Annotated in this window: 21 protein-coding genes; 9 read left to right on the top strand and 12 right to left on the bottom strand. The window is 33.9% G+C overall.

Annotation, left to right across the window (positions count from 1 at the left end):
- Positions 1–132: 132 nt before the first annotated feature.
- The 6 genes from E0F89_RS05565 to E0F89_RS05540 form a co-directional block, all read right to left on the bottom strand.
- Positions 133–1332, bottom strand: coding sequence for an AI-2E family transporter (locus E0F89_RS05565; RefSeq protein ID WP_131908863.1), 1200 nt, complete (start codon positions 1330–1332; stop codon positions 133–135).
- 181 nt (positions 1333–1513) lie between these two features.
- On the bottom strand, positions 1514–2044 hold the full coding sequence (locus E0F89_RS05560; RefSeq protein ID WP_131908862.1) for a mechanosensitive ion channel domain-containing protein: 531 nt from the start codon (positions 2042–2044) through the stop codon (positions 1514–1516).
- A 13-nt stretch (positions 2045–2057) separates the two neighbouring features.
- Positions 2058–2642, bottom strand: a complete 585-nt coding sequence (locus E0F89_RS05555) for a Maf-like protein (protein WP_131908861.1) — start codon at positions 2640–2642, stop codon at positions 2058–2060.
- Complete coding sequence (locus E0F89_RS05550; protein ID WP_243699482.1) at positions 2635–3504, bottom strand: geranylgeranylglycerol-phosphate geranylgeranyltransferase; 870 nt, start codon at positions 3502–3504, stop codon at positions 2635–2637. Before E0F89_RS05550 ends, E0F89_RS05555 begins: the two co-directional genes overlap by 8 nt.
- 218 nt (positions 3505–3722) lie before the next feature.
- Complete coding sequence (locus E0F89_RS05545; RefSeq protein WP_131908859.1) at positions 3723–4250, bottom strand: KdsC family phosphatase; 528 nt, start codon at positions 4248–4250, stop codon at positions 3723–3725.
- Positions 4234–5007 carry a Rossmann-like and DUF2520 domain-containing protein gene (locus E0F89_RS05540; RefSeq protein ID WP_131908858.1) on the bottom strand — a complete coding sequence of 258 codons (774 nt, stop codon included), beginning with the start codon at positions 5005–5007 and terminating at the stop codon, positions 4234–4236. Before E0F89_RS05540 ends, E0F89_RS05545 begins: the two co-directional genes overlap by 17 nt.
- A 199-nt stretch (positions 5008–5206) precedes the next feature.
- Between E0F89_RS05540 and ccsA the strand changes: the two genes are divergently transcribed.
- A complete protein-coding gene (ccsA, locus tag E0F89_RS05535; protein ID WP_131908857.1) occupies positions 5207–8413 on the top strand; it encodes a cytochrome c biogenesis protein CcsA in 3207 nt (1068 codons plus the stop codon).
- A 75-nt stretch (positions 8414–8488) separates the two neighbouring features.
- Here the strand turns inward: ccsA and E0F89_RS05530 are convergent, their stop codons facing one another.
- Both E0F89_RS05530 and E0F89_RS05525 read right to left on the bottom strand, forming a co-directional pair.
- Complete coding sequence (locus tag E0F89_RS05530) at positions 8489–9274, bottom strand: anti-sigma factor (protein WP_131908856.1); 786 nt, start codon at positions 9272–9274, stop codon at positions 8489–8491.
- Positions 9274–9804, bottom strand: coding sequence for an RNA polymerase sigma factor (locus tag E0F89_RS05525; RefSeq protein ID WP_131908855.1), 531 nt, complete (start codon positions 9802–9804; stop codon positions 9274–9276). The genes E0F89_RS05530 and E0F89_RS05525 overlap by 1 nt, the downstream gene beginning before the upstream one ends.
- 230 nt (positions 9805–10034) lie before the next feature.
- On the opposite strand from E0F89_RS05525, the gene E0F89_RS05520 reads away from it, so the two are divergent.
- From E0F89_RS05520 to E0F89_RS05500, 5 genes are all read left to right on the top strand, one after another.
- The gene (locus E0F89_RS05520) at positions 10035–10685 is read left to right on the top strand and encodes a DUF4331 family protein (protein ID WP_131908854.1); all 651 of its coding nucleotides are present in this window, start codon (positions 10035–10037) and stop codon (positions 10683–10685) included.
- Positions 10686–10759: 74 nt separating this feature from the next.
- Positions 10760–11314 (top strand): DUF4331 family protein, encoded by a 555-nt coding sequence (locus E0F89_RS05515; RefSeq protein ID WP_131908853.1) that lies wholly within the window; start codon positions 10760–10762, stop codon positions 11312–11314.
- A gap of 101 nt (positions 11315–11415) precedes the next feature.
- Entirely contained in the window at positions 11416–12711 is a 1296-nt protein-coding gene (locus E0F89_RS05510; RefSeq protein WP_131908852.1) for a tetratricopeptide repeat protein, read from the top strand.
- Between the two features lie 3 nt (positions 12712–12714).
- Complete coding sequence (locus E0F89_RS05505; protein ID WP_131908851.1) at positions 12715–14922, top strand: TonB-dependent receptor; 2208 nt, start codon at positions 12715–12717, stop codon at positions 14920–14922.
- A gap of 143 nt (positions 14923–15065) precedes the next feature.
- Positions 15066–15653, top strand: a complete 588-nt coding sequence (locus E0F89_RS05500) for a glutathione peroxidase (protein ID WP_131908850.1) — start codon at positions 15066–15068, stop codon at positions 15651–15653.
- Positions 15654–15845: 192 nt separating this feature from the next.
- Here the strand turns inward: E0F89_RS05500 and E0F89_RS05495 are convergent, their stop codons facing one another.
- A complete protein-coding gene (locus E0F89_RS05495; protein WP_131908849.1) occupies positions 15846–16796 on the bottom strand; it encodes a tRNA dihydrouridine synthase in 951 nt (316 codons plus the stop codon).
- Positions 16797–16904: 108 nt separating this feature from the next.
- Entirely contained in the window at positions 16905–17402 is a 498-nt protein-coding gene (locus tag E0F89_RS05490; protein WP_131908848.1) for a GNAT family N-acetyltransferase, read from the bottom strand.
- A 94-nt stretch (positions 17403–17496) separates the two neighbouring features.
- On the opposite strand from E0F89_RS05490, the gene menD reads away from it, so the two are divergent.
- On the top strand, positions 17497–19158 hold the full coding sequence (gene menD / locus E0F89_RS05485; RefSeq protein ID WP_131908847.1) for a 2-succinyl-5-enolpyruvyl-6-hydroxy-3-cyclohexene-1-carboxylic-acid synthase: 1662 nt from the start codon (positions 17497–17499) through the stop codon (positions 19156–19158).
- 127 nt (positions 19159–19285) lie between these two features.
- Here menD and E0F89_RS05480 read toward each other — a convergent pair whose 3' ends face one another.
- Together E0F89_RS05480 and E0F89_RS05475 are read right to left on the bottom strand one after the other, a co-directional pair.
- Positions 19286–20638, bottom strand: a complete 1353-nt coding sequence (locus E0F89_RS05480; protein ID WP_131908846.1) for a M28 family metallopeptidase — start codon at positions 20636–20638, stop codon at positions 19286–19288.
- Between the two features lie 335 nt (positions 20639–20973).
- Positions 20974–21843, bottom strand: coding sequence for a DUF808 domain-containing protein (locus tag E0F89_RS05475; protein WP_131908845.1), 870 nt, complete (start codon positions 21841–21843; stop codon positions 20974–20976).
- Positions 21844–22040: 197 nt separating this feature from the next.
- On the opposite strand from E0F89_RS05475, the gene E0F89_RS05470 reads away from it, so the two are divergent.
- Positions 22041–22502, top strand: coding sequence for an OsmC family protein (locus E0F89_RS05470; protein ID WP_131908844.1), 462 nt, complete (start codon positions 22041–22043; stop codon positions 22500–22502).
- A 429-nt stretch (positions 22503–22931) separates the two neighbouring features.
- A complete protein-coding gene (locus tag E0F89_RS05465) occupies positions 22932–23495 on the top strand; it encodes a hypothetical protein (protein ID WP_131908843.1) in 564 nt (187 codons plus the stop codon).
- The last annotated feature ends 81 nt before the right edge of the window (positions 23496–23576 follow it).

The raw sequence follows: 23576 nt of genomic DNA, 5'->3' as shown, positions 1-23576 counted from the left end.
AAAAGAACATCAAAATAAACAAAAGAGGTTTTGTCTTTTTATACATTATTAACGAATAAACGTCAGAAACGCAGATAATAAAAATAGATTATAGCTGATAATATAGTTTAACTGCGTTTTGGCAATTGAATCTTATTCCTCTGTTTTGCTGGGTTCCGTTATAGTTGTGGTTTCTGTAAAAACAGGAACAACAATATCCGTTTTGATGATATTTTTTTTTGATGGTGCTTCCGAGTCAAAAAGAGGTAATTTTATTTTACGCCAGGTGTAAGTTTTAGGTAAATGATCGCCCATTAAATAACCCCAAGGCTCCAGTGATTCTACTCTGTCAAAAATTACTTTAAGGACAGCTAGTGTCGGAAGGGCCAAAAACATACCTGAAACTCCGGCAATTGCGCCACCAATAATGATTCCAACAATCGATATAAACGCATTAATTTCAACTTTAGAACTTACAATCATTGGTACAACAATATTGTTATCAATAATCTGTACCACAATAGTAACTACAATAACACCAATTATTATCGATAAGTCAGGTGAACCTGTTAACGATGCAACGATACTCAATAAACCTGCAAGCAGGATGCCAATGTATGGGATTAAATTTAAAATTCCAGTAATTATTCCCAATAAAATGGCATACTTCACGCCGATTATCATAAACCCAAGAGTGGTCATGGCAGAAATTAAAATCATTTGGATAATTAAACCTACGATATAACTGTTGATAGCGACTCTGATGTGCATTAATATATCTTTTAACAGTTCATGATTCTCTTTATTGATTAATTTGGACAAAAACAGTAAAAAGTGAGTTCTGTACAACAGAATTAAAAAAGTATAAATCGGAATTAAAGTTAAATTAATCAATGTATCCGTAAAGGACATTAAGGTTGAGCCAATCATTTCCTTTCCTTTTTCCATGGAATCTGCGGTGGCGGTATCGATGTATTCTTTTTGTTCTCTGGAACTTAAATGAAAATTTTCCCTTATAAATCCTTGAATATTTCTAAGATGGATGTTAATATTTCTTTCAATTTTATCAAAATCGTTAGCGAAATCACTAATCTGAATGGACAGAAATACGAATAGACCGATAAAAAACAGAACAAATAGTATAACAGCCAGCATTACCGCTAGTACATGAGGAAAACGAAGTTTTGATTTTAAAAATAACACAATTGGATACAATAATACCGCAAATAAAAACGACATCATTACAGGAATTAATATGTCTTGACCTATATAAAAGATAAACATAATAGCAATTAAACCTAGTAAAGTCAGGGTTATTTTAGCATAAAACGGAAATTTCATGATGTCGTTCATATATTTTTAGTTTTTTTAGGAGACTATATTTAATATTTTAATAAATAGGTTTTTAACAGACAAATATGTGGTATTTGAAAAAGAAAAGTATTATATTTTTTAAAACATTAGTTATATAATTGTCACATTTGTAGATTTAAATATGGAAATAAAAGAAAAGTAATTCTGCACACCTTTCGAATTAATCCATAAATTCTTTATCATCAAAATGATTTTTAATAATTGAAATTCCTTTTTGCAAAAGTAAAGTGTTGGGATAAATGATCTTTTCCCCTTCATGAGTGTTCAGGAAAACATGAAAAGCACCAATATCTTCGATTTCGGCTTCAATTGGGAAATCCTTATCATGGATTTTTATAACGTCACCAATTTTAAACGGAAAAGAAAAAAATAAAATAACACCAGAGGTAATATTACTCAAAATAGACCATTGAGCGAACATCGCAACACCTACAACGGTTGTGATAGATGAAAGCGCAATGAAAATATCTTTAGTCTGAACTCCCCAAATGACAATTAACGCAATAATTACCAGAATATGAATAAAAAGATGGAGGTATTTGATTATTAAATTGGTTCTGTGCTCGAGATTATGGTTTGATGCTGCGTAGCGACGAACCATTTTTGTAGCACCGATTCGAAATACAATCAACAAAATCCCCAGAATTGCAGTTGCAATTATTTCTCTTGTATATTCTTGAAAGAAACTCATGTCCATAATTTTGTTACGCTAATTTACTTAAATATTCGTAGACTTTATCCGTTGGCATTCCCATCACATTAGCATAAGAACCTTCAATTTTTGAAACGCCTACAAACCCAATCCATTCCTGGATTCCATACGAACCTGCTTTATCATACGGTTTATAATTTTCCAAATAATAGCGAATTGATTCATCGCTTAATTCATTAAAAGTAACTTTTGTTATTTCGTGCAAAAGCTCAACTTTCTCATTGGTTTTAAAACAAACCGATGTGATTACTTCATGAGTAGCATTCGATAATGATTTTAGGATTTCAAAAGCATCCTGTTCGTTTTTTGGTTTTCCCAAAGCCTTAAAGTTATGCCAGACAATCGTGTCGCTGGTTATCAGAATTTCATTTGGTTTTAATTCTCCTTCAAAAGCACGGGCTTTCAATTCAGCCAAATAATTAGTGATTTCGTGCGCTTGTAATTCAGGTGGAAAAATTTCTTCAATTTCTTTCAATCGTATTTCAAAATCCAAGTCTAAATCTTTGAAAAATTGTTGGCGTCTTGGTGAACCCGAAGCCAGAATTAAAGTGTATTTTTTTAATTTATTTCTAAGCATTGTATTTTATATTTAAACTGATAACAACAACGGAGAGGATTCCAAAAAACAGAATCCATTTTAAAAGTCCACTCAAAATGTGCAATTCTTTTTTGGTTGTAGCTGTCCACATTTTTACGGTAAAAAAAAGTAGCAGACTCACAACAAAAAGCAACAGATAAATGGTAACGAATAGTAATTCAAATAAGTATTTATTTATGTAAAACAAAATAAAAAAAAGTGGAATAAAACTCAATCCAAAAACTATTTTTCCAGTTCTGGATTTTCCTATAGCAATAGGTAAGGTGTTCATTCCTTGTTTGTAATCACCATCAGTATCTTCAATATCTTTAACGATTTCCCGAAGCAGATTAATCACAAAAGCAAAAATGGCATAATCCAGCAAAATAGAAAAAAGCAATCCCATTTGTTGTTGATTCTCAATACCTGTGACAGGATACAAATCGAAAATTCCAATGATAACTACACTAAAAGAAAGCAGTAATGCCACAACTATGTTACCAATAAGCATCATTTGTTTTAGGCTTGTGGCATACAAATATAGTGTTGCTGCAATCAGAATAAAGATAGATGCAAAACCTGGTTTGTCTATAACATTTGATAAATAAAAACCAATTGCCACACCCGTTGCAGTAAGTCCAATGTATAAGTTATAGGCATGCGTTTCCGAAATGCTTTTGCCGACAACAACCATATTGGGTTTGTTGACAGCATCCGTTTGTTGGTCAAATATATTATTAATCACATAACCACCAGCAGCGATCAAGATGGTTGATAAAACCAATAAACCATATTGCCAATCCGCTAATGCCAAAGGAATATTTTGAATTTTAAAAAATCCGTACCTAAAAATTAGCTGCATAAAAGCTAACATTAAAAGATTTTGGTATCGGATGAGTTTTAGGAACTTCATATTTAGTGTTCAGTGTTCAGTTTTTTCGTGTTCAGATTGGAGAATCTAGTATTCAGGGGTCAGTTTTTATGGTTCATATAAAATTCAGTGTTCAGAAAAAAATAGAACTAAATTACTTTTTAACAATCATTGAAACTGATTACTAAAAACTGACCACTGATGATAAATCAATCGTGTTTTCCGTCAAAATGCGCCATCCATTTTCCTTGCGCTTTCATAACTTGTTCAATGACATCTCTCGCAGCGCCTTTTCCTCCATTTTTATGCGAAATATACTTGCAAATAGCTTTAATTTCCGGGCTTGCGTCTTGAGGACAGGTTGGTAGTCCTACTAATTTCATGACATGATAATCAGGAATATCATCGCCCATATATAAAACGTGTTCCGGATTTATTTGGTAAACATCAGTATATTCATCAAAGGTTTCTACTTTATCTGGTGTGCCCAAATAAATATCTGTAATGCCAAGATTTCGCAGTCTGACCCGAACGCCTTCATTGCTTCCTCCCGAAATAATACATACATTATAACCGCTTTCTACCGCAGCTTTCATCGCATAACCATCCCTGATGTTCATCGTACGCAGAATTTCCCCTTCATTGGTTACAAAAACAGAACTGTCAGTAAGTACGCCATCGACATCAAAAATAAAAGTAGTGATATCGTTCATTATTTCCTTATAACTTTTTGCCATTCTCTTGTATTGATTGTGTTAATGTTTTATAAATATCTAAATGATTTGCCTGTGATAAAAAAGCTTCATGTGCTGCAATAGTTTCTGTGTCATTGCGTTTTGCAGGACCAGTTTGCGCCTCTTCAGGAGAAAGTACCATTATTTTATTGGCGGTTTCAGCGATTAAAGGTTTCAAAATTTCGAAAGGGACTTGGTGTTCCTGGCAAATTTCCTGAGCTATTTGGTACAAATGATTCGTAAAATTATTGACAAATACCGCTGCCACATGCAAGGCTTTGCGTTGGTCAGAATTGATTGCGAAAACTTTTTCAGAAATTGATTTGGCCACCTTATCTAATAATTGAAAATCAGTTGCATTTTCACTTTCCAAACAAATAGGTATAGTTTTGAAATCAACGGGTTTGTTTTTGGTAAAGGTTTGCAAAGGATAAAAAACCCCTTTTCGATTGTCTTCATCCAAAGCATTCAACGAAACACTGCCGGAAGTATGCACGACCAACCTGTTTTTAAACGGAAGTTGCGAAGAAATACTGGCAATAGCATCATCTGATACACTGATAATATACAAGTCAGCTTCCGCTAAAGTGTCTAAATCATTTGTAATCTGTTCCAAATCGAGTAGGTGGGAAACACTTGCTGTTTGTCTGGAATACACCTGAACAAGCTCAATTTCCGACCCCTGAATTTGAGCATTTTGAAAAGCGGCAATCAGATGTTGCGCTACGTTACCGGAACCAATAATTACTACTTTGACCATGGGACAAAATTAGCAAAAAAATATTAAGAGTTTTATTCGAAATTTACTAGGTTAAAAAATTGACTTTAGCCTTGTAAAGAGCCTTTTCAGGGTTTGCGAATCATTCTTAATTTTGGATTTAATTAACAAATGTCAGAATAAAGAAGTCAACATTTTTAAGTACTTTTGTGGCACTTTTACAAAACATAATCCCATAAAAATGGATAAAAAAATATTCTCTTTTTTGTTTTCTACACGTTTAATGGCCTTTTTATTTATTTCTTATGCCGTTGCCATGGCTACCGGAACTTTTATCGAAAGTAAATACAACACCGATACCGCAAAAATTTTAGTTTACAATGCCTGGTGGTTTGAAGCCATTCACGTATTTTTTGTCATCAATTTCATTGGAAATATCAAGCGTTACCAACTCTTAAAGAAAGAAAAATGGGCTACACTGTTACTCCATTTATCTTTTATTTTTATTATTACTGGTGCATTTGTAACGCGTTACATTAGTTATGAAGGAATGATGCCCATCAGAGAAGGCGCTTCAGAAAATCAAATTTTTTCAGATAAGACCTTTCTGACCGTTTTTGTTGATGGGGAATATAAAGGTGAAATGAAACGCCGCGTTTTTGAAAAGCAAGTGTTGCTTTCTCCAGCTGTAAATAATAATTTCCGTATTTCTGAAAAGTTTGCCGATACACCATTTGAAGTAAAATATGAAAATTTCATAATGGGAGCCAAAGAATATATTAAACCAGATCCTAAAGGAACGTTATTTTTAAAAATTGTAGAAGCTGGCGATAGTGGTCGACACGAGCATTTCTTGAAAGATGGTGAAGTACAAAATATACATAACGTATTATTTTCGTTGAATAAATTTACAGATGGTGCCATAAACATCAACACTACAGGAAGTGCCTACACAATTCAAACGCCTTTTGAAGGAAACTTTATGCGAATGGCGGATAAATTGCAAGGCAAAGTAACTAAGGACAATGCACAACCATTGATGATGCGTTCGTTATACAGCATAGGTGAAATGAGATTTGTATTTCCAGATCCTGCAGTAAAAGGGATTGTTGATTATGAATCGGATAATGATTTCAAAGCTAAAAATCATGAGGATGCGGTAACGATAAAAGTTACTGCTGACGGTCAAGAAAAAACTGTTACCGTTTTGGGTTCCAAAGGTAAAGTAGGAGAGGCCAAAACTGTAAAAATTGGAAATATTGATTATTCTTTTTTCTACGGAAGTAAAGCGTATGTGTTGCCGTTCAAGATAAAATTGAATGATTTTATTGCTCAGAAATATCCAGGAACGGAGAAAAGTTATTCTTCGTTTGAAAGTAAAGTAACCGTTGAAGATAAAGAACCATTTGATGCCAGAATTTATATGAATAATGTATTGGACCACAAAGGATATCGCTTTTTTCAATCTAGTTTTGATCCTGATGAAAAAGGAACGGTTTTATCTGTAAATCATGATTTTTGGGGAACCACACTGACTTACATTGGTTACTTTATGTTGTATTTTGCAATGATGGCGATTATGTTTACTAAATATTCTCGTTTTGCGGATATCAAGCGCAAACTGGAAGTGGTGAAAATTAAAAAGGCAAAATTACTGACGATTTTAATGTTATTATTCAGTTTCAGTAGTTTCGCTCAAGAGCAAGAACATGACCACGCGGAGCACGAAGGACATGAACATACAGAAGCCGAAGCAGCACCTGCAACACATGAGAATCATACCAAAAAAGTACTCAGTCAGGATGAACTGAATGCTTTGATTGCTAAATACAAAGTGCCTGAAGCACATGCAGCAAAATTCGGTAGGCTTGTTATTCAAGATGGTGGCGGTAGAATGAAACCAATTAATACATTTTCATCAGAATTGTTGCGAAAAGTAAGTCATGATGATTCGTATAAAGGAATGAATTCTGATCAGGTATTTTTGTCCATGACACAGTATGCGAGTTACTGGATTGAAATTCCAATTATTTACATCAAAAGCGGAAACGACAGTCTTCGTAAAATTATTGGAGTTGACAAGAAAGCGAAATTTGCTCCTTTTGTAGCTTTCTTTGATGCCAAAGGAAATTACAAACTTTCTAAATATTTAGAAGAAGCTTTCAAAGCTGCAAATCCTAATCAGTTCGAAAAAGATTTTATCGAAACAGATAAAAAGGTAAATCTGATGGAATCGGCATTAAGCGGTCGAATATTGAAAATTTTCCCTATTCCGGATGATAAAAATAACAAATGGGTTTCCTATTTAGAACTTAACGAAGCAGGTTTCAAAGGAATGGAAGCGACCTATACTAAAAATGTATTGCCTTTGTATTTTGGTTCTTTGGCAAACGCTTCAACTTCTAATGATTATAAAACAGCTGATGAATTATTGGAAAGTATCAATGGTTTCCAAAAACGATTTGGTAGTAAAGTAAGACCAAGTGAAGAAAAAATCACTTCGGAAGTATTATATAATAAATATGACGTTTTCAAGAAATTACCATATTGGTATATTTTTGCGTCGATTTTGATGTTGTTTTTTACGATTTTGCAAATCTTCAAGGAAAGAAAAGCACTGAATTATTTGGTTAATTTTATGCACATTGTTGTGATTGCATTGTTTGCACTACACACTTTTGGATTAATTGCAAGATGGTATATTTCCGGCCACGCGCCGTGGAGTAATGCGTATGAATCAATTATTTATGTCGCTTGGGCAACCATGTTCTTTGGATTGGCATTCGACAGAAAATCAAAACTTACTGTGGCTTCATCAGCATTTGTAACTGCCATGATTTTGGCTGCAGCCTACATGAACTGGATTGATCCGGAAATTGCAAATCTGCAACCGGTTCTGAATTCATATTGGTTGATGATTCACGTCGCGGTAATTGTGGCTAGTTACGGCCCGTTTGCATTAGGATTTATTTTAGGAGCAGTTTCGTTGTTGCTGATTTCGTTTACCAATGAAAAAAACAAAGAAAAAATGGATTTGAATATTCAGGAAATCACTTATATCAACGAATTAGCGTTAACAATAGGTTTGATAATGTTGACTATTGGAAACTTCCTTGGAGGACAATGGGCCAATGAAAGTTGGGGACGATACTGGGGATGGGATCCAAAAGAAACTTGGGCATTAATCAGTATTATGGTGTATGCGTTTGTAATTCATGCTCGATTTGTTCCTTCTTTACGAGGAAAATGGATTTTCAATTTGATGAGTATGTTTGCTTTTATATCTATTTTGTTTACGTATTATGGAGTAAATTTTCACTTAGTCGGATTGCATTCTTACGCAAGTGGCGAAGCACATTCATTGAGTTGGATTTGGTATTCCCTTGGAGGAATTACGTTGTTTGGTGCAATTTCCTATCCAAAATACAAGAAGTATTACAAGAAATAATAGTTATTTAATTTCCACAAAAAAAGGTTCAACTTGTAGTTGAACCTTTTTTGTTTTATTTAGAAAAGAGGCTTTTTATACTTTTCCTAAGGTGTATAACTGTGCCATTGTAGGAGTTAAACTTCCACCTGCAGGTTCTAATGTAATTCCAAAAGCTTCTGCATCATTAGCATTATTTACTGCAAATAATTTTTGTTCATTTACATCAAAGTTTTCCAGTAAACCAATACTGGTAGGAGTAAGCGGGCTTAATTTTAATGCCCAAACCTGATACACCATTCCTTCAGGTGGTTCTGGTAAACCGGCAGCATCGATATGCACTACTTTGGTTTCTTGATTCCAATACACTTTAGCTGAAGATTCAGGAGCAACTGCCTGTCCACCTAGCGTTATAACGGTATTTTTAGTGTCTCTTACAACTGCCAAACTAGTTTCATTAGCTGTATTCTTTAATTTTAAGACATTAAATTCTTTCTCTAATTTAATTTTCTCAGTTTCAGTTTTGGCTACTTGCGTAGTAGTTAAGTTTAATTGATTGTACTGATAGCCAAGGCCCACTAACAATAATAATGCTGCAGCCCATCCAATGTATTGAGATCTATTTTTTGCAGGTTCTAGCTGTATAACTTCTGCATGTTTGAGTTCCAGTTTTTCTTTTATTTTTTCATAATTTGCTACAGAATGAAATGGTGAAAAGCTTGACGATAAAGCAACAATTGCCTTTTCAATTGCTATAATTTCATTGTTAATTTCCGGATTATTTTTGGCCTTGCTGGTGACTTCTTCGTTTTCGGCTTCACTTAGTAAACCGTAAACATATAGCTCCAGAATTCCTGATTCAATATATTCTTTTGTTTCCATTATACTTTCAAATAATTTCTAAGATCATTAATACAGTTTCGATTGTGAGTTTTAACGGTTCCTAAAGGAATCTCCAGTTCGTCCGAAGCTTCCTGCTGGGTGTAGCCTTTAAAAAACAGTAAATCTATTATTTGAATACACTTTGGTTTCAGTCTTTTTACAAATTCCTGTAAACCTATCGTATCCATTTTATCTGCCAGTTTAGAACTGTCTTCAAAGTAATTTACGAAATTATCAGTAGCAAGGTTTTTTTGACTGTTATTAAAGTTTTTTGAACGCAACTTATCTATCGAAGTATTTCTGGCGATATTAAGAATCCAAGTATAGAATCTTCCTTTGCTTTCATGGTACGAATCCATGTTTTTCCAGATTTTTACAAATACCTCCTGCAGCACATCTTCTGCTTCTTCTCTGTTTTTTACCAGAACATTAATGACTGAAAATAAACTTTTAGAATACATATCATATAGATGTGTAAATGCCCTTTCGTCCTTCTTATAAATTAATACTAATAATTCTTCTTGACTCATATTTTACTATTTAACGAATACAAACTTATACATTCTTATTTACAAATTATTGATTTTATGAATGTCAAGACAATAAAAAAATCAAAATCAAAATAATTTTATTTTTTTTAAGAATTTAAAATAATGATTATCAGTTGTTTAAAAAATTAATTAATTTTTTATTACCATTTTTAAAACCAAAACAAATGCAATCCCGTAAATGCATCTATAACCATTTAATTAAAAATAAAATGAAAAAAACAAAAATGATTTTAGGTCTATCGCTGGTGGCGGTCTCAGGCTTAATTTTAGTAGCTGCGGATCACATTGATGCTCCGGCGGTAACAGGAAATGCATCAGACATCACAGATGTTTACGCTTTCCAGGGTCAAAACTCAAACAATTTAGTATTTGCCGTAAACACGCAAGGATTATTAAGTCCTAACACTACTGCTGCTGCAAAATTCGATGAGAATACGATGATTGAAATCAACATTGACAACAATGGCGACAATGTTGAGGATCTGGTGATTCAAGCTATCAAAAGAGATAACAAAATGTATTTCTTTGGACCGGTTGCTCCAGGAACTCCAGGAAAATCAAGTACAGTTAAAACGAGTTCTGCGTCAGGAAACGTAACAATTTCATCTTATGGCGCAACTGCTATAACTGCTGAACAAAATGGAATGAAATTTTTTGCAGGACCAAGAGATGATCCTTTCTTTTTTGACTTAGGTCAGTTTCAAGCAATTCTTGGCGGAACAGCAACAGCTTTTAAAAATCCGGGAACAGACACTTTTGCAGGAACAAACGTATTAGCCGTAGTAGTGGAAGTACCAAAAACGATGTTGGGTAATTCTAATACCATAAACGTTTGGGCTGAAACTAAGAAAAAACAATAACAAATTTTATTTTAAACTTTTTAAATAGTGGAATCCACAATTTGCGATTTCAAAAAAACTTAAATGTAAACATCATGAATAAAACAAATAAATACAAAAGCATAACAATCGCGCTAATTGCGGCAGTTGTTTCAGTAAATTGTGATAATGACGATTCAAATAATGATTCGGTAGCAAGTTTGGATTTTTCCGGAAATTTTGTTCAACAAGATCAAATGGCAAGACCTGCAATTAACACCGTTTTTATTGGTTCAGGAGCGCCAAAAGACGAATTTAACGGTACCATTCCATCTGCAATGGGAACAAAATACCAATCTGTTTTTCAATCCAGATTAATGGCTTTAAATCCGGCTTTTACTACAAATGCTTTGGGGCAAACCGCCGCTCAGTTTACAGGTCTTCTAGCTACAGATGTATTAGGAGTATCAAAAGTTGCTCCAACAACTTTTTTTGACGGAACAAATGTTTTGACAGGAAGAACTTTGGCTGACGACGTAATAGACGTTGAATTATTATTGATTTTTGGTGGACCAATGGGAACTTCTAATCCTGGTTTGACTAAAGATAACGTAAACGCAAATGATAAAGCATTTGGAACAGCTTTCCCTTACTTGGCTTCAGCTTGGTAATATTACCTTAAAAAAAGACAGAGCGCTAACACTAATTTTCGCTCTGTCTTTCTTTTTAAACAAAAACAAATAAACAAACAAACAAACAAAACGCTTAGAGTATGAAAACTTTAAAAATAATCCCGTTTACAGTTTTCACAATCCTATTCATATTCGGTTGCGAGACTAAATCAAATCCTATCACACAAAAAGAAGATTACAACAATTATCTGGAAGTTAAAGACAATAAATCATTGACTTTAGCACAAAAAGAAATTGTTTTTTGGCAGAAAAAATTTGATGCTGCCCCTAACCAAATAACTTATTTAACTCAGTTAGCCAATAATTATAACACGCTTTTCGAATATACAGGTGATATTAAAAATTTACATAAAGCAGAGGATTTATTGACAAAATCAAATGAAGCCTATGATTTTTCAAAAGTTTCAACTGTTCGATCATTGGCAAGAAATTATATTTCGCAGCACCGTTTTAAGGAAGCTTTGGAACTTGCCAATAAAGCATTAGCAATTGGCGAGGGTAAAAAAGAAACTCAAAAATTATTGTTCGATGTTCAAATGGAATTGGGAAATTATCCCGAAGCGGTTAAAAATCTGAATGCAATCAGAGACATGAATAGTTTTGATTATTTGATTCGCTTGGCAAAATGGAACGATCATAAAGGCGATTTAGAAACTGCTATAACTTTCATGGAAAAAGCTAAAGGTATTGCTGAAAAAGATGATAACAAGGTGCTTAAAATTTGGTCCTATTCTAACCTCGGTGATTTTTATGGTCATGCTGGAAGAATTCAGGAATCGTATGACAGTTACCTAAAAACGTTAGAATTAGATCCTAATTATTCCTACGCTTTAAAAGGTATTGCGTGGATTGTTTTTTCTAAAGAAAGAAATGTAAACGAGGCCAACAGAATTATTGATGCCATTGCTGCCACTCATAACACACCAGATTTTTATTTGCTGAAATCTCAAATTGCTCAATTTGAAGGCAATAAAAGTAAGGAAATAAAAAACAGAAATGCTTATTTTTCTATGATGGAGAAAAATAATTATGGTGCTATGTATAATAAATACAACGCTTTAATTTATGCTGATGACAAACAAACCGCTCAAAAAGCATTAGAAATTGCTAAAATTGAAGTAGAGCACAGACCCACGGCTGATTCGTATGATTTGTTGGCGTGGTCTTACTTAAATGTGGGCGAGAATAAAAAAGCATTAGAAATTGCTCAAAATCATGTGGTTGGAAAATCGTTCGAACCAAAGGTACAGTATCATTTGGCAATGATTTACAGCGCAAATAATTTGCCGCTTAAAGCCAAACCTATCAAGGAAGAATTACTGTCCAGTTTATATGAATTGGGGCCGAATTTCGAGAAAAAGTTAAACAAATTGTAGCGTATGAAAAGTTTGATTTTAATGTTAGTTGCCCTTTCTGGGTTGTCAACCTATGCCCAAAAAGGAAAAGTGTTGGACCTTGATGGGAATCCTATTGAAAACGCTTATTTAATGAACACAAGTTCTGACAATCATGCGCATACAAATGAATTTGGTTTTTTTAGTTTAGATAAAACAGTAATTGGTGATGTAATCAAAATATCTGCCTTAGGCTACAAAAAAACGAATTACCAAATTGTTTCTTCGGATGATACAATTATCATGGAAGATGATATTTTTAGATTGAATGAAATTGTAATTCAACCGAAACTTTCAGCTATGAATGTCATTTCAAAAATAGATTTAGAAACCACGCCGGTGAATTCTTCACAGGAAATTCTTCGAAAAGTTCCTGGATTATTCATCGGGCAACATGCCGGCGGCGGAAAAGCGGAACAAATATTTTTGAGAGGTTTTGATATTGATCACGGAACAGATATAGCCATTTCTGTCGACGGAATGCCAGTAAATATGGTGTCTCACGCACATGGTCAGGGCTATGCTGATTTGCATTTTGTTATACCTGAAACCGTAGAAAAAATAGATTTTGGAAAAGGGACGTATTATGCCAACAAAGGGGATTTTGCAACGGCAGGATACGTTACCTTCCAAACTAAAGATAAAATTGAAAAAAGCAGCATTGGTGTCGAAGTGGGACAATTCAATACCCTTAGAACGGTAGGATTGTTTAATCTTTTGGGCAACCAAAAAACACAAAGTGCTTACATTGCCACAGAATATATCCTGACGGATGGTCCGTTTGATTCTCCCCAAAATTTTAACAGAATCAATTTGCTAGGGAAATATTCCGCTATTTTGAAGGATAACAGCAAGTTTTCAATTTTGGCTTCTCGCTTTTCAAGCAAATGGGATGCTTCGGGACAAATTCCGCAACGTTTGGTTGATAATGGAACGATTTCAAGATTTGGAGCTGTTGATGATACCGAAGGGGGAAATACATCACGAACTAATTTTAATGCGAGTTTGAGTAAACCAATTGATGAAAATACGTTCTTGAAGGCCAATGCTTTTTATTCAAATTATCAATTTGAATTATATTCTAATTTTACTTTCTTTTTAGATGATCCAATAAATGGAGACCAAATTAAACAGAAAGAAAATCGCGATATCTATGGAATGAACGCGGAGTTGAATAAGAAGACGAAAATAAATGATACGGATGTTTTGTTGCAATTTGGAGCTGGTTTTCGTGCTGATGCTACAACAGACACAGAGCTTTCACATACTTTGAATAGAAGAACAGTTCTTGAGAATATAAAATTAGGTGATATTGATGAGTCTAGTTTGTTTTCATACGTGAATTCCGAATTTAATTTTGGAAAACTGATGATTAATCCGGCGATTCGATTGGATTATTTCAAATTCAATTATCAAGATAAATTGATGGAGAATTACAAAACACAATCGGAATCCAAAGTTAAATTTTCTCCAAAACTGAATTTCATTTATTCGCAAAATAACAATTTACAGTTTTTTGTAAAATCAGGAATGGGTTTCCATTCGAATGATGCCCGAGTGGTCGTACAAAACAGTGGAAAACAAATTTTACCAACGGCTATAGGAACTGATGTTGGTACCATTTGGAAGCCATTTCCTAAGTTGATTGTAAATTCAGCATTATGGTATTTGTTTTTAGAACAGGAGTTTGTTTACGTAGGAGATGCCGGAATTATTGAGCCAAGCGGAAAATCAAAACGTATGGGAGCAGAGCTTGGATTGCGTTATCAACTGAACGATTGGTTGTATTTTGACGCTGATGCAAATTATACGTATGCCAGAAGCATTGATGAACCCAAAGGTCAGGATTACATTCCGTTAGCACCAGATTTCACCACTACTGGAGGATTAAGTTTCCAAAAAGTGAATGGTTTTTCTGGAGGAATTCGCTATCGTTACTTAAAAAATCGCCCTGCGAATGAAGATAATTCAATTGTTGCGAAAGGATATTTTATTTCCGATTTAAATGTTAATTATCAATATAAGAATATCAATTTCGGAATTGCAGTAGAGAATATCTTTAATACTGCATGGAATGAAACACAATTTGCCACTGAATCCAGGCTTCAAAATGAGCCTGAAAGTGTTGAAGAAATTCATTTTACTCCAGGAACGCCTTTCTTCATGAAAGGAAAAATTACCTATACTTTTTAAATACCACATTAAGATTTGTTGTTTATTTGTTTGGAAGCCTGGCATTTTCATAATGTCAGGTTTTCTTTTTATTTAACTACTGTTTAACTGAAAAACGCTTTGATAAAACAAATTTTTATCTAATTTTATAAAAAATTTCAAATATGAAAAATGTATTATTGCTGGCCAGCTGCGCTTTGTTATTGTTCAGTTGTAAAAATCAGGCACAACCTCAAAAATCAGAAACCAATATGAGCACACCATTAGTAGCTAAAGAAACCGTTTATCAGTTCAAAGTAGAAGATTTATCAGGTAATAGTTTTGATTTTGCTTCATTGAAAGGAAAAAAAATCATGATTGTAAATACGGCTTCAAAATGTGGATTGACGCCGCAATACAAAGACCTTGAAGCAGTTTATAAAGAATATAAAGACAAAGGATTAGTAATAGTAGGTTTTCCGGCAAACAACTTTGCTTCACAAGAGCCTGGAACGAATGAAGAAATTGCTACTTTTTGCCAAATGAACTACGGAGTGACTTTCCCAATGATGGATAAAGTTTCTGTAAAAGGCGATGATATGGCGGCAATTTATCAGTTTTTGACTCAAAAATCTAAAAATGGATTACAAGATTCCACTGTAGAATGGAATTTTCAAAAATACTTAATTAACGAAAACGGTGAATTGGAAAAAGTAATTGCTCCAAGAACATTAGTAACGGATCCAGAAGTGCTGAATTGGATCAAAGCATAATTCTTTACCGCTAATTTGCTAATTTTAAAAAGTAACATAAAAAAAAAGAGATTTTCAGTCAAATGAGAATCTCTTTTTTTTTGCGGTTCGACTATGAATGTAGCGAAGATTAAATTTTAACCATTAAGAGATTAAGTTACATTAAGAATTAAAGCTTGATTTTTCTTAATTTCTTAATGATTTATTTTTTATTTAAATTTTTTCATTTTTGAAAATTTCAGCTACAGCAGCTTCGTAATTCCGAATACTTTGCGCTTTTTTTATTTTTTTCAAAACTTTGTGTGGATTTGAAAACGTAGCCGAAAAGTATTCCCATAAATGATACATTTTTAGTAAAATATGTGTCGACCCGGAAAGTGATTCACTATAAATAGCATACAAAGTATCGTGAAACGCACTGAACATTTCCATTTTGTTGGCAGGATATTCCATCGTGTTATTCTTTATCATACTTGGTAAAAAAGGATCCGAGATTAATCCTCGGCCAATCATCCAATGGTCAATAGTTGGAAAGCGTTGCTGCATTTCATGAAATTTAGCCACGGAGGTTATATCACCATTATAATATAATTTATGTTTGGTGTTATCAACACATAGCTGGAACGCATCCAGATTCACGCCACCTTTATACAGTTGTTTACCAATGCGCGCATGAATGGCAATATTCTTTATAGGATAGGTATCTAAAATAGGCAAAACGTCCAGAATTTCTTCACTGTTTTCATAACCCAAACGCATTTTCATAGACACAATAATATCCGATTCATTATGTGCTCTGTGAAGAATATTATTGATTTTTCCGGGATTACTGATCAGACCGGAACCCATACCGGATTTAGTCACCATCGGATACGGACAGCCTAAATTCCAGTTTAATTCTTTGTAACCCAATTCTCTAACATATTTTGCTACAAATAAAAATTCATCGGCATCGTTCGTTATAACTTGCGGAATCACTTCTAAATCAAGATTGTTCTCCGGAAGCAGGTCGCGTTCGTAAGACGGTTTGATAACCATTTTTCCGTTTAGCCGAATGTATGGCGAGTAAAATGTATCAATTCCTCCAAAAAGTTTGTTTTGGGCATTTCTAAAACGAAAGTCGGTAAATCCTTGTAAAGGCGAAGAGAGTAAGGTATAATCCATGAAATTTTTAGTTGTGCAAATATACTATAAAGTAGGAGGTCTTAAAGTTATAAAATTCCTAAAGTCAAAACATAGTACAAACTGAGCCACAAAATGATAAAATTCGTTTTATTCTAAAATCAATTGCATAAAAACGGAGCTCAGCCAACGATCAAATTTATAACCGGATTCTTTAATAATGCCAACAGTTTCAAAACCATATTTTTCATGAAAAGCAATACTTCCTTTATTCTCGGAGTCAATAACACCAATCATAGTGTGGTATTTTTGTTTTTTTGCCAGTTGAATAAGTTCAGCCAATAATAATTTCCCAACCCCTTTTCCTAAAAATTCATCCGCAACATATACCGAATGTTCCACTGTAAAGCGATATCCTATTTTATGACGAAAGGTGCCATAAGTAGCGTAACCAATCGTTCCATTTTCAGTTTCAGCAACAATAACAGGTAAATCATGGGCCAATTTGTCTTCAAACCATAATTTATGAGTTTCAAAATCTCGTGGCTCATAATCATAAATCGAAGTACTGTTCAGTATTTGGTGATTGATGATTTCCAATATTGTATCTAAATCGGCAAAAACAGCCGGTCTTATTTTTATTTCCATGTAGAATTTATTTTGTTTCAAATTTAAGAAAACTATTTAAGATTAGAGAAAAACCTTTACATCTTTGTATCTTTGTTTCATTGAAAATAAAACAATGATTTACCCCAAAATACCTTTAGCACAAAGCATTATTGAAATTTGTTCTGCCAAAGGAATCACCACCATAATTATTTCTCCGGGTTCTCGAAATGCACCGCTTACAATTGGTTTTGTAAACAATCCCGCCTTTCAATGTTACAGCATTGCTGACGAGAGATGCGCTGCTTTTTTTGCACTCGGAATGGCACAACAAACGAAACAGCCGGTAGCTTTGGTGTGTACCTCCGGTTCTGCTTTATTGAATTATTACCCGGCTTTTGCTGAAGCATTTTACAGCCAGATTCCTATGATTGTGATTTCGGCAGACAGACCGCAAAGCAAAATTGATATAGGCGATGGACAAACCATCCGTCAGGAAAATGTTTTCGAAAACCATTCATTATACAATGCTAATTTGCATGAGGATGTTTCGAGTGAGAATGATTTAGAAATCAATGAAGCCATCAATACGGCGATCACTCAAAAAGGTCCCGTTCACATCAATGCGCCTTTTGAAGAGCCGTTGTACGAAACCGTTTCAGAACTTTCTGTCAATATAAATAATGTCGCTTCTGCAAATACTACTCAGACTATTTCCATTGAAGATGTTTCGGAATATGCAACGATTTGGAACAATTCCACTAAAAAAATGATTCTCGTTGGAGTAAATGAACCAAATGCAATCAATGAAAAAATAATTGAGGCTTTCGCCAAAGATGAGTCGGTTGTAGTGTTGACCGAAACAACATCTAACTTGCATCATGATACTTTTATCAATAATATAGACACGATAATTACGCCTTTTACGAATGAAGATTTTGAAAATTTTCGTCCGGAAATATTGGTGACTTTTGGCGGGATGGTCGTTTCAAAACGAATCAAGGCTTTTTTACGAAAATACAAACCAAAACACCATTGGCATATTGATTCTTGGAGAGCGTATGATACGTTTGGCGCTTTGACCAAACATTTTGAAATTGACCCAAATGTATTTTTTGAAACTTTTTTGCCGCTTACAAACGAAATTAAAAGTAATTATTTTCAGCAATTAAACGCCGTGAAACTATTGCGAAAACTAAAAAATGATATTTATTTAGACAAAATTCCTTTTTCGGATTTTAAAGTTTTCGAAAAAGTGATGCAGAGTTTACCAGTGAATAGCCAATTGCAAATCAGCAATAGTTCAGCTATTCGTTACGCGCAATTAATTGATATTGATCCTTCAATTGAAGTATATTGCAATCGCGGTACCAGCGGAATTGACGGTAGTACTTCTACGGCTATTGGTGCGGCTGTAGCCAATGAAAAACCAACCGTTTTTATAACTGGTGATGTTGGATTTTTATACGATAGCAATGCGTTATGGAATAATTATATCCCAAAAAACTTTAAGATTATTCTAATCAACAATGGAGGTGGAGGAATTTTCAGGATTTTACCAGGACACGAAGAAAGTCCTGTTTTTAATACATTCTTTGAAACTTCCCATTGTTTAACGGCGGAACATTTGGCTAAAATGTATGGTTTTGAATATACAATTGCCAGTGATGAGGTAAGTTTAGCACCAAGTTTGACTGCTTTGTATGCTCAAAATGAAAAACCAAGTATTTTAGAAATTTTCACACCTACTTTGGAAAACGACAGCATTTTACTGCAATATTTTAAAGAATTGGTTTAATAGAGAAAAAATAAGAATTAATTTAGAACTAGTAATTGCCATAGTGATATAAAGACATAACGGGTCCTTTGAAATTTAAAAAAGCGCCCAAAAGGCGCTTTTTTAAATGTACATTACGTAAATTATTTTATCGAATCGGCAGTGGAAAAACCGGTAAACTAGAATGTCCTAATGCGTCAACAGCTTGAACAGCGAAGAAAAAGTTGTCTTTAGAATAAGGAATTTCAGCTTTTGTATCTTTTACGAAAATTGCTTTTTCCCAATGTTGTGAGGATGTTTCTCGGATAAGAATGTTATATCCATAAACCGATTTCCCTTCAGGAGCGGTCCAAACTAAAGTGGAAAAATTAGTCAAATCCTTCACTTCAATTCCTACGTTTGTTGGTGCTTTTGGCGACCAAGCCAAATTGCTAAACGTAGCCAAGTTAGAACAGGTTACTTTTTTCATATATTCAAAATCCATGAATTCTGCTAAATCACCATACTGGATGTTGTTTTCTTTTCTCACGTTTTGATGTTGATGATCGTAGTTTTCGTTCATTTCACAAAAACGAATCGCCGTAAATCCGTTTTGACTGAAAGGAGTGTGATCTCCACCACGCAAGAAACGGTCGTTGCGATACACTAAATTAATATCCAGTTGCTCTACATATTGATTGGTAACTGTTTTGATATATCGGGCTAATTGTCGGGATGGACTGTCATTATCACGATTGGTTGATTTACGCATTTTTGACTCCGCTTCCGTTTCTAAAAAGGGAATTGTTTCACTGAATACGCGGACTCTGGTGTTATCTCGCAATAAAGTTCCGCTCGATAAACTGTTTCCAATCATGTCATTATTGATCATCGCAATAACATTCCATTTTCCTTCTTTGGCAACATCGGCTAAATGTTTGGCTCCGTACAATCCTTGCTCTTCACCAACAACAGCAACAAAAATTAATGTAAAAGGAAATTCTCTTTGACTCATGATTCGGGCAAGTTCCATCATGGCAGCAACTCCAGAAGCATCATCATTTGCACCAGGTGCATCTGATTTAGCATCCATTACATCTGAAGCACGGGAATCTAAATGGCCACTTATAATCATTACACGATCATCTGCAGGATCAGTTCCTTTTAAGGTTGCCATCACATTACCCAGCTGGCTGTCGGTGGTGATGCGTCTTCCATCGGCTTTGATGGTAAAAAAATCAATAACAGAAGTCAGTCTTCCATTTGAAGCTAGTGCATATTTATCAAATTCTGATTTTACCCAGCGTTGCGCTGCGCCAATACCGCGGGTGTTGCTTTTTGTATCGCTTAATGTATGTCGGGTTCCAAAAGATACGAGTTTACGGACTGTAGCTTCCATATTTTCCGATTTTACTTCGGCAACCATTTTTTTTATTTCGGGATCATCGACAGTGGTTTGTGCGTAATTGGTATGAAAAATGAATAGTAGTAGGAACAAAGAGAGAATTGAGGTTGGTTTCATTAATAGTATTTTTTAGTTTCATCAAAGTTAGTAAAAAAGAAAAACAAAGCATAAGTGAAATTGAGTTTTAGGAATTGTTTTTACTTTCTGCATTCAAGATGTTGATAAATTAATCATTTTGAAAAACAAAAAGTTCTACTGTAGCCCCGATGGAAGCAAGTATCCCACGCTTTTGGGCGTGGATACTGCGGACAGCGGGATAACTCGTGCTGGAAACTGACAAATAATCTGCTCCTAAAAAAATAATACGCATAAAAAAACAACAGCCTTCCGACTGATGTGCTGATGCTGTTTTAAAATTTTAGGAAGCTAAAATATCGTCAGATTTGGTTGGTTTACTTTTTGCCAATTATTTTTTTGACCAGGTTTACGATTCCCAAAACAAGCAGTCCAATTGCAAGTCCAACAATAAATTCAGTTACTATGGGTGGTAATTGAGGTAGAACTCCATGTAAAAAATCAATTTCGTGAACAAATATGCCTCCTGCCACTAAAAGCAATGCAATGGTTCCAATAACGGATAAACTCTTGATGACTTTTGGCAAGGCTTGAACCAAAATGTTTCCGATAGTCTTTGAGAAGCTACGCTCTTTGGTACTCATGCTTATCAGTTTTAAACCTGCTTCATCCATGCGGACAATCAGGGCCACAATTCCGTAAACACCGACCGTTGCTATTATGGCAATGATAGTGACCACTATTATTTGTGATGATATAGGTTTTCCGACAACCGTACCTAAAGCAATAATGATAATTTCAACGGACAGGATAAAATCAGTTACGATGGCTGATTTTATTTTTTCTTTTTCGAAAGCCAGAATTTGTTCTTCGGTCAAGGGTTCGAGTGAAACATCAGACTTTGCATGTTCATGCGGAAAGAAGTATTCGTATATTTTTTCGGCACCTTCGTAGGCCAAATATAATCCGCCAAGAACTAAGATTATAATTACGGCAAGGGGTAAAAAAGCACTTAACAGAAAAGCAATGGGTAAAATGATTACTTTATTTAAGAAAGATCCTTTAGTAATTGCCCACAGTACGGGAAGTTCTCGAGACGAGATAAAACCGGATGCTTTCTCCGCATTTACGGCTAAATCATCGCCCAGAATTCCAGCTGTTTTTTTGGCAGCAACTTTACTCATTACTGCAATATCATCCATAAGTACTGCAATATCATCTAATAATGCGAAAAAACCTGATGCCATTTTGATTGTTTTAGTAACTGCGCTGGATTATTTTTTTGAACGAAATTCTGTTTTGGCGCTTTGTTTGTTTATTCTTGCGAATCTAAAACTTTTTTTATTTACTCTATTTATAAAATCGAGAAATTTTAGTTAAGGTTTACCTAAAACCTTTCTGTTTTATCTGTGCTGTTTTTAGTTACTTTTGAAATAAAAATAATATGGGTTTCAAACTCGTTTTTAAAGCCAAATTAGATTGGTTTTTTTCTAAAAAGGAAACAGAGGCTTATACTAAAAGTCATTCCATATCGATTGCTGGCAAGGCTGTTCTTAATGTTTCGGCTGCCAAAGCCTTCAAAGGTGATCCTGCTTTGTACAATCCTGAAGATCTGTTATTGAGCAGTGTAGTTTCCTGTCACATGATGTCATATTTATATCTTTGCAGCCAAAATGGGATTGATGTGGTTTCTTATACAGACGAAGCGGAGGCAGCTCTGGAGGTTTTGGAGGACGGTAGCGGACGTTTTACTGCTATTAAACTGTTTCCAGAAGTTTGTATCAGCAATAAAGAAAAAATGGAAGAGGCACTTAGCTTGCACAAAAAAGCAAACCAACTCTGTTTTATAGCCAATTCGTGTAATTTTCCAATTCTGCATTTTCCTACTTGTGAAGTTGTAAATTAAAGTTGGAACACGTTTTTAACTTTGTTTTTGGAACTAATTATAAAATAGTAAGTAAATCATCCAGTTTGTTCCTAAAAAAATTTGCGTATAAAAAAACCAGCCTTTCAACTACTTTTCATTCTATTCAAATATTTTGATCAAGAAACTGATGCAGATTGATTTTTAGTCAGGAATGTATCTTCGAATCACAGGTTTCATAGATGAGATATTGTAGCAGAAATATATAAAAAAGGAAGTTACATTTTAGGGTAGAAAGAGTTTGAATAAAAGATGCTCTTGGTGTAAGCGATATTTTTGTGTTTTATTTCTTTAAGAATATGAATTCTGAAATTATAATGAATAATAAAAATCATATTTAATTTTTAAATACCTAAAAATAACTATTAGTTTTGTTGGTGAAATTATTTGATAAACAGTTAATAAAAATATATGAAAAAATTACATTACACGCTTTTTTTATTCTTTTTGGTATTTAAAATTTCGAGTCAGAATGTTCAAGTGGATATTATAACAAACCAAAACGACACAATAAAAGAATTTAGATTAAAAAAGGATTATTTACTCGAAAATTTAATGGTTTTGGATTTAGAAAAAAAACTATTCGTAGTTAATGGAAAAGGTGAAAAAAAAGAGTTTTTTCCCAATGAAGTTAAATCTTTTAGTTTTACAAGAGAGAATAAACGATTTGAGTTTATTGCTATTGATGATAACGTATTTGGTTTACTACTGTATTCGAATAAGTTAAAATTATTGAAAGTTATAAAGCCTGGTTACACGACTGTAAATTTTTATGTTATTGTAAGGCCAAATAATGGTAAGAAATCATTCATGGAAGCTATGGGACTAGGCAGGCTCATCTCCAAAAAAGTTATTAGTCGTGAAATTACTGATTGTCCAAGCGTATTAGAAAAGGTAGAGAATAAAATATTAAAAATAAGTGGAGAAGAGGGAGTTATAGAATTGATAAAAGAGTACGAATCAAGCTGTTTTTAGTTTATCGGTAAAAATCTTTTTGAATATAAATAAAAAGACTTCACAGGTTTCATTTCTGTGAAGTCTTTTTTTATAGTTTTT

The sequence above is a fragment of the Flavobacterium caseinilyticum genome (genome assembly GCF_004349085.1).
GTDB classification, from domain to species: Bacteria; Bacteroidota; Bacteroidia; order Flavobacteriales; family Flavobacteriaceae; genus Flavobacterium; species Flavobacterium caseinilyticum.
The sequence above is the reverse complement of the archived record's forward strand: the minus strand, read 5'-3'. Positions and strand labels throughout refer to the sequence as shown.